Below are 13537 nucleotides of genomic sequence, written 5' to 3'. Positions count from 1 at the left end.
AAGTTAGGTGCAAGTTTGCGTTGTATCACCAGTGAATAGTGCAGTACCTGCTTGGGTGATGTTGAGGCTCTGATTTTGGGTAGTAGCGCCATTTGGACAGTAGATAAAAGTGCCATTCTGGCCATCACCGAGTCGGCCACTAGAGTCAAATTTTAACGATGCAACTGGGTAGTTTAAGTCATCATTATCTAATACTCTTTCCATTACTCTTAACAAGTCGTCCGTATCAGTTGTGTACGAACCATTATTGTCGCGATCTACAAAAATAACAATACGATTGCTTTTCCAATCTGTCCTGCAAGCAAAGTCTTTATTTTCCAATAGTAGGGTTTCTAGGACTGGGCATACGATGACAATTTCATCACTGGCTGTTGCTTTTGCTCTGGCAAAAGTGACTGTGCGCTTGAGCTCTAACAAGAAGCTCTGTGCGCGATTCTCTTGATAAGTGGAACTTGTGAAGAAAAAAGTCATGGATGCTAATACACCTAAAATAGCAACGGTGATTAACAATTCCAATAAGCTCATGCCGCGCTGATATCGCATCTTAAGCTCCAAATATAGCATAGGATTGATACTTTATTTTGCGCTTTTTCAATATATTATTCAACAGCTATGTTTGCCATGCTTGCCCCTATTGTCTAAAATCGACGCATTACCAGAGGAAGCATGATAATCATGAAGAAGATTGAAGCAATAATTAAACCGTTTAAGTTAGATGATGTAAGGGAAGCCCTGTCTGATATAGGTATTACTGGCATGACTGTATGTGAAGTCAAAGGCTTTGGACGCCAAAAAGGCCACACTGAGTTATATCGTGGTGCGGAGTATATGGTTGACTTCCTACCAAAAGTAAAGCTGGACATTGTGCTTGCAGAAGAAGACGTCGATCGTGCAATTGATGTTATTTTGAAAACAGCTCAAACCGGAAAAATTGGTGATGGTAAGATATTTGTCACAGAAGTTGAGCGTGTTGTTAGGATCCGTACTGGCGAAGAAGACGAAGAAGCAATTTAACTTTATGTTTATTAAAAAGTTCAGGCATCAAAGATGCCTGAACTATTATATTAACGTTGGTTAAGCGCTTTTGTTTTTCTAACATTGTCACTTAGTTCGGTTAAACCAAGTTTGTCATAGCTTTTCTCCATCATATCCAACGCTTCTGTTAAATAACTGCTTTGTGAATAGTGCTCAACAACATATTTTCCGCGATTTGCTGCTGCCAAGTATGCTTCACGCTCAAAGTAGTAATTGGCAATTTTTAACTCATAACGTGCCATTTTGTTAAGCAACCAAGCAAGACGCTTCTTCGCTTCTGGCGTGTAACTGCTATCTGGATAGTTTTTAACAAGCGTAGACAAATCTTGAAAGGCGACACGTGTTTTGCTTACATCTCTATCCGCACGGTCAACGCCGAAGTATTCCTGAAACGCATTTTCATCGGCTTTAATATTAATTAAGCCTCGCATGTAATACATGTAATCAAGGTTTTTGTGATTCGGGTTCAATCGAATAAAGCGGTCTACTGTTGCAAGTGCTTGATCGATATTTCCTGTTTGATAATGCGCATAAACCAAATCCATTTGCACTTGTCTGGAGTAAGGCCCAAATGGGTAACGAGCATTGATTGCACCAAGTAGTTGAATAGCTCTAGCGTAAAGGCCGGAATCTAGAGTGCGTTTGGCATCTTCATATAATGCTTGTACAGATTTGTTTGGTACACGTTCAATTTCTTCTTGTTCTGGTGCTGAAGAACATGCGGCTAATCCTAGTATAGATGCGCTAATAAATACTGCAGCAGCGCGTTTTCCCAACTTCATTATCATTTTATTTTACTACCTTCGTTGTCTTCGGCTAGGCCAAGTCGGTAAAACCGAGTAAACTATGCATTTATGCGATTCTAACCCAGTCGAGCGAGGCTTGCACTGGTAATTTAGGTAAAGTTACACATGTCAGAGCAAATTTCTCTACAAGCCGAAGTGCCAATCGAGTTAGGCGGTAAACGTCTAGACCAAATATTAGCGCAATTGTTCCCTGATTTTTCACGTTCAAGAATAAAAACTTGGATTTTGGATGAGAAGGTAACCGTTAATGGTCAAACATTGAGCACACCGAAAGAAAAGCTATTTGGTGGTGAAGTCGTAGAGATCGAAACACAAATAGAAGCTGAGCGCGAATATGAAGCGCAAGATATTGCACTAGATATCGTTTATGAAGATGATGATATTCTGGTAATTAACAAACCTATGGGTTTAGTTGTACACCCAGGTGCAGGAAATCCAAATGGTACAGTGCTTAATGCATTGCTGTATCATCACCCTGATATTATCAATGTACCTCGTGCTGGTATCGTGCATCGTTTGGATAAAGACACCACTGGTTTGATGGTGGTTGCAAAAACCATTCAGGCGCAAACTCATTTAGTTAAAAACTTGCAAGCGCGCACCAATTTCACCCGAGAATACGAAGCTATCTGTAACGGTACAATGACAGCTGGCGGTGTAATTGAAAAGCCGATTGGTCGTCATGCCACTAAGCGTACGCATATGGCGGTACATGAAATGGGCAAACCTGCGATTACGCACTATCGTGTTGCTGAAAAGTTCAGAGCACATACGCGACTCAGGCTACGTCTGGAAACAGGTAGAACACACCAGATCCGTGTACACATGGCATACTTAAAGCACCCTTTGATTGGAGATCAGCTTTACAATGGCCGTCCTTGCCCGCCGAAAAATGCCTCTGCAGAATTTTTAGAGACATTACGTGGCTTCAAGCGTCAGGCACTACACGCTGTTAAGCTCAGTATCGCGCACCCAATTACCGGTGAGAAAATGACTTGGGAAGCACCAATTCCTGATGATATGCAGGCACTTACTGAGATGTTAAGAGCGGATACGAAAGCTAACCCTCAAATTGAATACTAGTCATATGATATTGCCTCAATGGCCGGTACAAGAGAAAGTCGGTGCTTTAACAAGCACCCGCTTGGGCGGTTATTCTAAGGCGCCTTTTGATACATTTAATCTGGCGAGTCATGTCGGGGATTTCGTTGAAGACGTTAAAAGTAATCGTAGGTTATTAGGGGAGTCTCTTCCTGCCGACCCTATTTGGGTTAACCAGGTTCATGGCTCACATGTACACGTTGTTGATGCGCATACAGAGTTTGACAAGACATGTAGTGCAGATGCTTTGTATACGCGATTAAGAAAAAAACCCTTAGCAATCATGACCGCAGATTGCTTGCCCATCCTATTAGCAAGTCGACAAGGTGATGAAGTTGCGGCAATTCATGCCGGTTGGCGGCCACTTGCTGGTGGTATTATCGAGAACACGCTAAAGTGCTTTCGTGCGCCTGCAAATGAGATAGTGGCTTGGTTTGGGCCTGCAATTGGACCTACTGCGTTTGAGGTGGGGGCTGAAGTTAAAGATGCCTTCATTGAAAAATTACCAGCGCAAGCTCAGGCATTTACACCTAATACTGGAAACAAGTTTCTCGCGGATATTTTTCTATTGGCTCGTATTCGGTTAAATTCGTTAAATATAAAATATATTTATAGCGATGAACTTTGCACTTACAGTGATAGTGAGCAATTTTTTTCATACCGCCGTGAGGGGCAGTGTGGACGCATGGCGACCGTGATCTGGCGCAAATAAATTTTATTCCCTACTTGAACATATTCACCAAAGGACCCACTTAAAGAAGTAGTTTAGAATACTTAGGTGTGGAGTCTCATGCGTTTAGATAGATTTACTAGCAAATTCCAAAGTGCGTTGTCAGACGCTCAATCCCTAGCATTGGGTCGAGATCATCAATTTATAGAACCAGTCCATTTAATGTATGCGCTGCTACAACAAACGGGTTCGAGTGTCAGGGCGCTGTTTGCGCAAGCAGGTGTGAGTGCAGACGAGCTCAACACTAAGTTATCTCAATCTATAGAGCGGCTTTTTAAAGTTGAAGGTGTTGGCGGTGATGTTCAACTGTCTAATAACCTTATTTCACTTATTAACCTATGTGATAAATATGCCCAAAAGCGCAAAGATAAATATATTTCTAGCGAAGTGTTTGTATTCTCAGCATGTGAGGATAAAGGCGAGCTAGGAGATATCTTTCGCGCCCTCAATATTACCCAAGACAAGGTGGAAAAAGCCATCAAAGCCATTCGAGGCGGACAAAAAGTAGATGATCCAAACGCCGAAGAAACGCGTCAGGCCCTTGAGAAGTATACAATAGATTTAACTGAGCGTGCTGAGCAGGGCAAATTAGACCCAGTGATAGGTCGCGATGATGAAATTAGGCGCACGATTCAAGTCCTCCAGCGTCGAACTAAAAATAACCCGGTGCTGATCGGTGAACCTGGAGTCGGAAAAACGGCGATTGTCGAGGGATTAGCTCAGCGTATTATCAACGGTGAAGTACCTGAAGGGCTCAAGCACAAACGTGTTTTGTCTCTAGATTTAGGGGCACTTGTTGCGGGTGCTAAGTATCGAGGTGAATTCGAAGAGCGCTTAAAATCAGTGTTAAATGAGCTAGCTAAAGAAGAAGGCAGTGTGATCTTATTCATTGATGAGATCCATACCATGGTTGGTGCAGGCAAAACAGATGGTGCAATGGATGCGGGGAACATGCTTAAGCCTGCTCTCGCACGTGGCGAGCTGCATTGCGTTGGCGCAACGACGTTGGATGAGTATCGCCAATATATTGAAAAAGACGCAGCACTTGAAAGGCGTTTTCAAAAAGTCTTTGTCTCAGAGCCTACAGTTGAAGATACCATTGCGATTTTACGTGGCTTGAAAGAGCGTTACGAACTGCATCACTCTGTAGACATTACCGACCCTGCGATTGTTGCTGCGGCAAATTTATCACATCGTTATATTAGTGACCGCCAACTACCAGATAAAGCCATTGACCTAATAGATGAGGCAGGCTCATCTATTCGTTTGCAAATCGACTCTAAGCCAGAGCAGTTAGATAAGCTTGAAAGACGTATTATTCAGCTGAAATTAGAAGACAATGCTTTGGCAAAAGAAAAAGACGAAGCCAGTCAAAAGCGTCGCACTGAAATGCAGTCACTTATTGCACAGTTAGAGACTGAATACACAGAGCTGGATGAAGTGTGGAACGCCGAAAAAGCCTCTTTACAGGGCACGCAAGTAATTAAAGCTGAACTCGAACAAGCGCGCCTTGACCTTGAAGTTGCTCGTAGAGCAAGTGATTTGCAGCGCATGTCTGAATTGCAATATGGCCGTATTCCTGCGCTTGAGCGCAAACTAGATTTGGCATCTCAAGCTGAAATGCAAGAAATGAGCTTGCTTAAAAACCAAGTGTCTGAAGATGAAATCGCAGAGATCCTTTCTCGTTGGACAGGTATTCCTGTGGCGAAGATGCTGCAAGGGGAGCGTGAAAAGCTCTTACATATGGAAGATGAGTTACATCAAAAAGTCATCGGGCAGGACGAAGCGGTTAATGCGATTGCTAACGCTATCCGTCGCTCGCGCGCAGGGCTTGCGGATCCTAATCGCCCAATTGGTTCCTTCTTATTTTTAGGACCTACTGGGGTGGGTAAAACTGAACTGACAAAAGCGTTGGCTAACTTTATGTTTGATACTGAAGATGCCATGGTGCGAATCGACATGTCTGAGTTCATGGAAAAGCACTCAGTTGCACGTTTAGTTGGTGCGCCTCCAGGCTATGTCGGCTATGAAGAAGGTGGCTATTTAACGGAAGCGGTACGTCGCAGACCTTATTCTGTTGTGTTGTTAGATGAAGTAGAAAAAGCGCATCCAGATGTCTTTAATATTCTTCTACAGGTGTTAGATGATGGCCGTTTAACCGATGGCCAAGGTCGAACGGTTGATTTTAAGAATACTGTTATCATCATGACATCAAATTTAGGGTCAGACGTTATTCAAGAGCAGGCAAGCAGTAATGATTATGAAGGCCTGAAAAACAAACTGATGGACGTACTCACAACTCAGTTTAGACCGGAGTTTATAAACCGTATCGATGAGACTGTGGTATTCCATCCACTGGTCACTGAACACATCAAGCAAATTGCAAGGATTCAGCTTGATAAGCTATCAGGTCGTCTTAAAGATAATGGTTATGGGTTCGAAGTAAGCGAAGGCGCACTTGAGAAAATAGCACAGAGCGGTTTTGACCCAGTGTTTGGGGCGCGGCCACTTAAACGTGCTATACAGCAATATATTGAAAACCCATTGGCGCAAAGTTTGTTGCAAGGTGATTTTAATGGGTACGCACGCATTAAGGTAGATGTTGACGAAGGCAAGATCTTGTTTAGTGGCGAGTAATCTCGTACGACAGCTCAGATATAATTAAAAATATTTGTTATGAACCCCCTAAAGATCACGATGAAGTTATTTGGGGGGTTTTACTTTTATATGATAAATTTAACAGCTATTTAGTCTGGCTTGATGGCATAACATGAATAAAAATTACAAACAGGCAGGTGTCGTAAATTTTGGCACTGCAGATAGACTTCAGATACAAAGCCTCTCTCAGCCAATACTTGAACGGGGTCAGGTTTTTATTCGAATTATCTCATCTTCTGTAAATCCCATTGATGTTAAAACACGCGCTGGTTTAGGTTATGTTGCACAGTTAAAGCAGGATGGTGCATTTTTACCATTAGGCTACGATGTTTTGGGTATCATTGAAGAGGTAAGTGAGGGAGTTAACGACTTAAAAGTTGGTGACACTGTATTGGGTATGGTGGGCTTTCCCTCTTCACCAGGCTGCTATGCTTCTCATGTCATTGCTGAAAGTGAAGAACTTATTGTTGTTGATTCGAAAGTTTCTGATGAATTAGCGGGTCTGAGTTTAGCAGGACTCACTGCACTACAATCGTTAGATAAATTAAATGCGAACGCAGGGACCTTGTTTATTAATGCGCCGACCGGTGGTGTTGGTCATTTAGCCCTGCAGCTTGCGACGCTTAATGGATTTAATGTGGTTCCCGTAACAACACGTAAGTCATTAATTGAGTCGTTGAACTTTGATATGGCGATTATGTCTTATGAAGAGTTTTTTGCCGAACCACAGTCAGGTCAACTTTTGGATTTGGTCGGTGGCGAGCTTGCTTGTAAAATGCTGTCAAACATGGGGGCTGGCACTTCGTTTGTAACCGTGCCCTCAATTACTAAAGACGAAGTAATGAAGCACGGCGCATCTTTTGGTGCTCATGGAGAAGGAATTTTAGTCCATGTTAATCCAAAACACTTAAATGAACTGTATAAAGCTGTCGCTACACAACAAGTAAAGCTTGTTGTGAGTAAAAAATTTAAGCTAGACGAGATTGCTTTGGCTCATAAATATGTTGAGCTAGGCGAGCACTTTGGCAAAGTTATTATTGTGGCTTGAGTATTTTAAATTAGCCCCCATTGAAGGGGGCATAACTTAAGCTTGATCCGAGCCTCGAGGTATTTTTTTGAAACACACGAATTTAGATAGCAAGTTAGAAACACTTGCCAACACTGCGCTTGTCTCTTCATTAACGGGTATTCAGCGCGGTATTGAACGAGAAGCTTTACGGATCCAGCCATCCGGCAAAATTGCTAAAACACCCCACCCAGCAGGTGTTGGACATCCATTGACACATAACTCAATTACAACTGACTTTTCAGAGTCACTGCTTGAGTTTATTACACCTGTTAGCACCTCAGCAGAACAAACGCTATCTCAGCTTAGAGATCTACAAAAATATACTTTGACGAATATGGGCGACGAAATGTTGTGGCCTATGAGTATGCCGTGTTTTATTGAAGATCAAGACGATATTGTTTTGGCACAATTTGGCAAGTCAAATATCGGGAAAATGAAGACCCTGTATCGTGAAGGGTTAAAAAACCGCTATGGTAGCATGATGCAGGCGATTGCAGGTGTGCATTTTAATATGTCATTCCCAAGTGACTTTTGGGATGCATTGCAGAGCAGTGAACAAGATACGGGTTCGGTGCAAGATTTTATCTCGAATAAATACCTTGGTCTTATTCGTAACTTTAAACGTGAACTTTGGCTGATAAGTTATTTGTTTGGTGCTTCACCAGCATTGTGCCGCTCATTCTTGCAGGGTAAGCAAAGTAACTTACCGTTTCAAGAATCAGGCAAAGGCACTTTATATTTGGATAAAGGCACAGCACTGAGGCTAGGTGACTTAGGGTATACCAATAGCGCTCAGTCTTCACTTAAAGTGATGTACAACAGCTTGTCTGAATATGTAAAAGGCTTACAAACAGCAATCCGCTGTCGTTCTGATTTATACGAAAATATTGATGATTATCGCGCAGATGTGCCTAAGCAATTAAACAAAAATATTCTTCAGATAGAAAACGAATTCTATTCGCCTATTCGACCAAAACGCAATGCTAATTCGCAAGAGACGCCAACACAGGCATTAGCACGCGGTGGTATCGAGTATATTGAGATCCGCGCATTAGATGTTAATCCATTCTCAGATACAGGCATTAGCTTAGAGCAAATCAGATTCTTAGACGTGTTCTTAACTTACTGTTTGTTAAAAGACTCACCAGAGATGGACTGGGATGAGCAGCAGGTTTCAGACAGAAACTTACAAAGTGTAATTTGCACAGGACGCGATACAGAAACTCATTTACAGCAAGGCGATACGCAAGTTTCTATTGCGGCGTGGGCTGAGTCTATTTTCCGTGACTTGACGAAAGTTGCAAAGCTGTTTGATGACGCGCATGGTGATCAGACTTACTCTGACACGATTGCAAGCTTAGCTACTTGGGTAGATAACCCAGATGAGACGTTTTCAGGTCAATTAGTTAGTGTTTTAAAAGAGCAGAGTACCGATTCTGCTGAGCAAGCCCTTAAACTGGCCAGCCAATATAAGCAATCTCATTTGCAAAGTGATTATCAGTTTTATAGTGAGTCAGAGTTGGATGCTAAAACAGCACAATCATTTACTGATGAAAAAACGGTTTGTGATGCAGATGAGTTAACGTTGACTGCATTTTTACAAGATTATTTCGAAAAGGCATAAAAAAACGCAGCCCATGAGGCTGCGTCAAAATATATCAGGGATGAAACAATGCTAAACTGCTGCATTCAAGTAGTATGACCCTAGCAAAATAGAAAAGTTCAGGTGAGTTCAAAAAAAATGAGAAAAAAAATAATATTTTTACCTCTACTGCTAGCTCTGACTGGTTGTGCAACAGCTCCTCCGAAGCAACCTAATGATATTTGTAAGATTTTTGAGGAGAAAGAGGACTGGTATTACGATGCGCGTGATGCACAGGATAAGTGGGGTTCGCCAAAACATGTGCTGATGAGCATGATGTACCAAGAGAGTTCATTTAGGCATGATGCCGCGCCGCCGATGGAATATTTTTTAGGCTTTATTCCAATTGGCCGTGCAAGTTCAGCTTATGGTTACTCCCAAGCAAAAACAATGACTTGGAGTGATTATATTCGTGAGACTGGTAATTCAGGGGCCGATAGAGATGACTTTGAAGATGCGATAGACTTTATGGGCTGGTTTGTTTATAAAACGCATAAGGTAAATGGTGTTTCAAAGTGGGATGCCTATGCGCAGTACCTAAATTATCATGAAGGCTGGGGTGGATACCGCCGTGGCACTTATAAACAGAAAAAATGGCTGATGAAAGTTGCCAATAAGGTTAAGCACAGAGCATCTCGTTACGGTGCACAGCTGAAACGATGTGAGGATGATCTGAATAAAAACTGGTTTGAGAGGCTGTTTTCGTAACAATCAGTGTTGAGTAAACGAGTTTAGACCGAATAAAAAGAAAAAAGGGTTAGCATATGCTAACCCTTTTTATTAAGCTTGCTTTTGTGCTTGTTGAAGTGGATAAATTTTCACTATTTTTATCATGTTTTCTTTGACTTCCATGACTTCCATTGGATAGTTAGCGATTTTTAAGCTCAATTGACTTTCTGGAATATCTTCAAGGTACTCAACAATTAGGCCACTGAGAGTTTTAGGTCCTTCTGTTGGTAGCTCCCAACCCATTTCTTTGTTTAGGTCTCGGATATTGGCGCTGCCATCAACTAAAACGGAGCCATCACTTTGCACTGTCACTTCATCACTTGGTGTTGGTGTTTGGGTTGTTGTAAAGTCACCGACAACTTCTTCTAAAATATCCTCGAGTGTAACCAAGCCCTGAATGTCACCGTATTCATCAACTACCAAGCCAATACGCTCTTTATTTTGTTGAAACTTGAGCAATTGAGTATTTAGTGATGTGCCTTCAGGAATAAAATATATTTCTCTTACGGCACGCAGTAGTGAAGGCTTATCAAACTGCTCTTTAGTTAATAAACGCAGTGCATCTCTTGAGTGAATAAAGCCAACAGCGTCATCGATTTGGTCACGGTATAAAAGCACTCGAGTGTGCTGCGCATTTGTTAGCCTGCGAGAAATATCTTTCCAGTCATCGTTAATATCAATGGCATTGATCTCATTTCGGGGGATCATGATGTCTTCAACGGTGACTTGTTCTAGGTCTAAAATAGAGGTCAGCATATTGCCATGATTGGTGGGTAGCATGGCACTGGATTCATTTACGACTGTCTTGAGCTCTTCTTTACTTAAGCTATGTTCTTCTATTTGTTCTGGTGATACACCAAAAAGCTTGAGCATGCCATTGGTGATCCAATTGACGGTAACAACGACAGGGAATAATACTTTTAAGAGTATTTTTAGTATTACAGAGCTTGGGAAAGCCACTTTTTCAGGATACAGTGCAGCAAGTGTTTTAGGCGTGACTTCAGCAAAAATCAAAATAACCAAGGTCAGTGCAAATGTCGCCACAACAATACCGGCATCACCTAATAATCTCATACCAATCACGGTGGCAACCGCTGATGCGGCGATATTAACGAGGTTATTACCGATAAGAATAAGTCCAATAAGGCGATCTGGCCTTTTGAGTAGTTTATCAACGCGTTTGGCAGATTTGTTATTCTCTTTGACTAAATGTCTGAGCCTATAGCGATTAATGGACATGATGCCAGTCTCAGAGCTTGAGAAATAACCTGATATAAGTATCAGTACGCCAAGTATGATAAACAAGGCGCTGGTAGATATGTCGTCCAACAGAGGATCCCTTTTTTACTTTCGAAAGGTTATTAAGCGTCAGCATAGAAGCAGAGTCAAGCTCGACGCTTATTTTTTTGTATTAAAATTTGTCTAAGATGACTTCTTGGATAAATCGGCTGCCAAAATAAGCCAAGGTGACAATGCCAGATGCACCAATAATGGCAAAAACGACTGGCTTTCCACGCCAACCAAATTGGTGGTGGCCGAGTGTGACTGAGGCAAAAATTGTCCACGCAATTAATGATAATACTGTTTTGTGGATAGACGCTTTATCAAACATACCATCTAAGAATACAAACCCAGCAATCAATGCCAACGTGAGTAGTCCGGTGCCGACAGTGAGGAGTTGATATAACTGAGACTCCACTTGCATCAGCGGAGGCAAATGGCTATTCATGATTGCAAGATCTTTGCTTTTTAAACGCTTATCAATAAAGTAAAACTGAACAGCATACAAAGTGGCGATGATTAAAATACAGTAAGCCAACAGCGACAAAGAGATATGTGTGACTAAGCCAATATCTACATTGATGTCATCCATGATAATGTGGTGAGGGATGAATAAACTGGCAATAAGCAAAATCGCTGCAAATCCATAAACCACGGGTAACAATAAAGTTGCAGGGAATTTTAATGAGACCGTTGTAACAGAGACCACAATAACCCAGCAAGTCAGCAGGGCAATATTAATGGTACTCAAGTCTTGGCCGTACTGAGTAAACACCGAATTCACCAATACCAGCATATGGCTCAATATCGCCACCGTACTTAAAATAACGGTTAGCTTTTGACTTGGGCCTTCTTTATGGAATAAACGTGAAAGCACGTGTCCAGTTGCTAGTATGTAAAACAGGCTCGCCAATAATGACAAAATGATGATCATGAACTTTGTGTCTACTTTCGTGGTCCTTTTATAGGCTATTGTATTTTAAGCCTCGCCGCTTGCATAGACTTTGTAAAAAGAATCTTTGTATAACTTGAATACTGTATTAGTTGCGCGCATATCAGTATAATGTTGCGTAATTACGAGATAGTGGAAGCGATACATGTTTGAGAACCTCCAAGAACGCTTAGGAAAAACGCTTAAAAACATCAGCGGCAGGGGCCGACTGACCGAAGATAATATTAAAGAAACACTGCGCGAAGTGCGCATGGCCTTACTTGAAGCAGACGTTGCACTGCCTGTAGTGCGTGAGTTTGTAAAAAAAGTGAAAGAGCGTGCTGTTGGTGTTGAAGTCACCAAGAGTCTAAGTCCTGGTCAGGTTTTCATTAAAATTGTTCGTGAAGAACTTGAAAAGGCGATGGGTGAAGCGAATGAAGAGCTAAACCTTAACGCTCAGCCTCCAGCTGTTGTGATGATGGCGGGTTTGCAAGGTGCTGGTAAAACGACCAGTGTGGGTAAACTTGCAAAATTCTTAAAAGAGAAAAAGAAAAAATCTGTTTTGGTTGTGAGTGCCGACGTATATCGTCCTGCGGCAATCAAGCAGCTTGAAACGTTAGCACAGGAAGTAGATGTTGAGTTCTTCCCAAGTGACATTTCTCAAAAACCAGTTGATATTGCCAATAATGCTGTCAGTCATGCGAAAAAGAAATTCATCGACGTAGTGCTGGTGGATACCGCAGGTCGTCTTCACGTTGACAGTGACATGATGGACGAGATCAAAGAGTTAAACGCGGCGATTAATCCAATTGAAACGCTATTTGTTGTTGACTCAATGACAGGTCAGGATGCCGCCAATACGGCAAAAGCATTCGATGAAGCGCTTCCTTTAACGGGTGTGATTTTAACGAAAACAGATGGTGATGCACGTGGTGGTGCAGCGTTATCTATCCGTCATATCACAGGAAAACCGATTAAGTTTATGGGTGTGGGTGAGCGAACAGATGCGCTTGAACCATTCCACCCAGATCGTATCGCCTCGCGTATTCTTGGTATGGGTGATGTGTTATCACTTATCGAAGAAGTAGAAGCAAAAGTTGACAAAGATAAAGCTGCAAAAGTGGCGGAAAAAGTCTTTAAAGGTGATGGCTTCACACTGGAAGATTTTGCTGAGCAATTAAAGCAAATGAAAAACATGGGCGGCATGATGTCGATGTTAGAAAAGCTGCCAGGCATGAATAACCTACCTGATGCAGTGAAAGGTCAAGTCAATGACAAAACCTTTAATCAGATGGAAGCGATTATCAGCTCAATGACACCAAAAGAGCGTGCGCGTCCTGAAATCATCAAAGGCTCTCGCAAGAAGCGTATTGCTGCAGGTTCTGGTACTCAAGTACAAGATATCAATAAGCTGCTTAAGCAATTCACTCAAATGCAGAAGATGATGAAGAAGATGAAAGGCAAGGGCGGCATGATGAAAATGATGCGCGGCATGAAAGGTATGATGCCTCCAGGTATGTTTGGTGGCGGCGGTCCTAAGTTTTAATTAACTGAA

General features: G+C 42.0%; 12 protein-coding genes. 8 read left to right on the top strand and 4 right to left on the bottom strand.

The annotated features are described in order from the left end of the window. Window positions 1-3 precede the first annotated feature (3 nt). Window positions 4-543, bottom strand: coding sequence for a pilus assembly FimT family protein (locus QNM16_RS08575; protein ID WP_284020098.1), 540 nt, complete (start codon window positions 541-543; stop codon window positions 4-6). Between the two features lie 132 nt (window positions 544-675). On the opposite strand from QNM16_RS08575, the gene glnB reads away from it, so the two are divergent. After that, window positions 676-1014 (top strand): nitrogen regulatory protein P-II, encoded by a 339-nt coding sequence (gene glnB, locus QNM16_RS08570; protein WP_010382451.1) that lies wholly within the window; start codon window positions 676-678, stop codon window positions 1012-1014. A gap of 50 nt (window positions 1015-1064) precedes the next feature. Here the strand turns inward: glnB and QNM16_RS08565 are convergent, their stop codons facing one another. Then, window positions 1065-1823: an outer membrane protein assembly factor BamD gene (locus QNM16_RS08565; RefSeq protein WP_284020097.1), complete on the bottom strand. Its 759-nt coding sequence runs from the start codon at window positions 1821-1823 to the stop codon at window positions 1065-1067. A 123-nt stretch (window positions 1824-1946) separates the two neighbouring features. On the opposite strand from QNM16_RS08565, the gene rluD reads away from it, so the two are divergent. The 6 genes from rluD (at window position 1947) to QNM16_RS08535 (ending at window position 9749) form a co-directional block, all read left to right on the top strand. Continuing rightward, window positions 1947-2924: a 23S rRNA pseudouridine(1911/1915/1917) synthase RluD gene (gene rluD, locus QNM16_RS08560; protein WP_063360241.1), complete on the top strand. Its 978-nt coding sequence runs from the start codon at window positions 1947-1949 to the stop codon at window positions 2922-2924. Window positions 2925-2928: 4 nt separating this feature from the next. Continuing rightward, a complete protein-coding gene (pgeF, locus tag QNM16_RS08555; RefSeq protein WP_284020096.1) occupies window positions 2929-3654 on the top strand; it encodes a peptidoglycan editing factor PgeF in 726 nt (241 codons plus the stop codon). A 78-nt stretch (window positions 3655-3732) separates the two neighbouring features. Further along, window positions 3733-6309 (top strand): ATP-dependent chaperone ClpB, encoded by a 2577-nt coding sequence (clpB, locus tag QNM16_RS08550; protein ID WP_284020095.1) that lies wholly within the window; start codon window positions 3733-3735, stop codon window positions 6307-6309. 133 nt (window positions 6310-6442) lie between these two features. Continuing rightward, window positions 6443-7378 carry an NADP-dependent oxidoreductase gene (locus QNM16_RS08545; RefSeq protein ID WP_284020094.1) on the top strand — a complete coding sequence of 312 codons (936 nt, stop codon included), beginning with the start codon at window positions 6443-6445 and terminating at the stop codon, window positions 7376-7378. 67 nt (window positions 7379-7445) lie between these two features. Beyond that, the gene (gene gshA, locus QNM16_RS08540) at window positions 7446-9023 is read left to right on the top strand and encodes a glutamate--cysteine ligase (protein WP_284020093.1); all 1578 of its coding nucleotides are present in this window, start codon (window positions 7446-7448) and stop codon (window positions 9021-9023) included. 117 nt (window positions 9024-9140) lie between these two features. Continuing rightward, the gene (locus QNM16_RS08535) at window positions 9141-9749 is read left to right on the top strand and encodes a transglycosylase SLT domain-containing protein (RefSeq protein WP_284020092.1); all 609 of its coding nucleotides are present in this window, start codon (window positions 9141-9143) and stop codon (window positions 9747-9749) included. Window positions 9750-9821: 72 nt separating this feature from the next. Here the strand turns inward: QNM16_RS08535 and QNM16_RS08530 are convergent, their stop codons facing one another. Continuing rightward, on the bottom strand, window positions 9822-11099 hold the full coding sequence (locus tag QNM16_RS08530) for an HlyC/CorC family transporter (RefSeq protein ID WP_063360235.1): 1278 nt from the start codon (window positions 11097-11099) through the stop codon (window positions 9822-9824). 82 nt (window positions 11100-11181) lie between these two features. Continuing rightward, complete coding sequence (locus tag QNM16_RS08525) at window positions 11182-11985, bottom strand: cytochrome C assembly family protein (RefSeq protein WP_284020091.1); 804 nt, start codon at window positions 11983-11985, stop codon at window positions 11182-11184. Between the two features lie 163 nt (window positions 11986-12148). On the opposite strand from QNM16_RS08525, the gene ffh reads away from it, so the two are divergent. Next, window positions 12149-13528 (top strand): signal recognition particle protein, encoded by a 1380-nt coding sequence (gene ffh, locus QNM16_RS08520; RefSeq protein ID WP_046354729.1) that lies wholly within the window; start codon window positions 12149-12151, stop codon window positions 13526-13528. Window positions 13529-13537 lie beyond the last annotated feature (9 nt).

The organism is Pseudoalteromonas umbrosa, assembly GCF_030125375.1.
GTDB lineage: Bacteria > Pseudomonadota > Gammaproteobacteria > Enterobacterales > Alteromonadaceae > Pseudoalteromonas > Pseudoalteromonas umbrosa.
The sequence above is the reverse complement of the archived record's forward strand: the minus strand, read 5'-3'. Positions and strand labels throughout refer to the sequence as shown.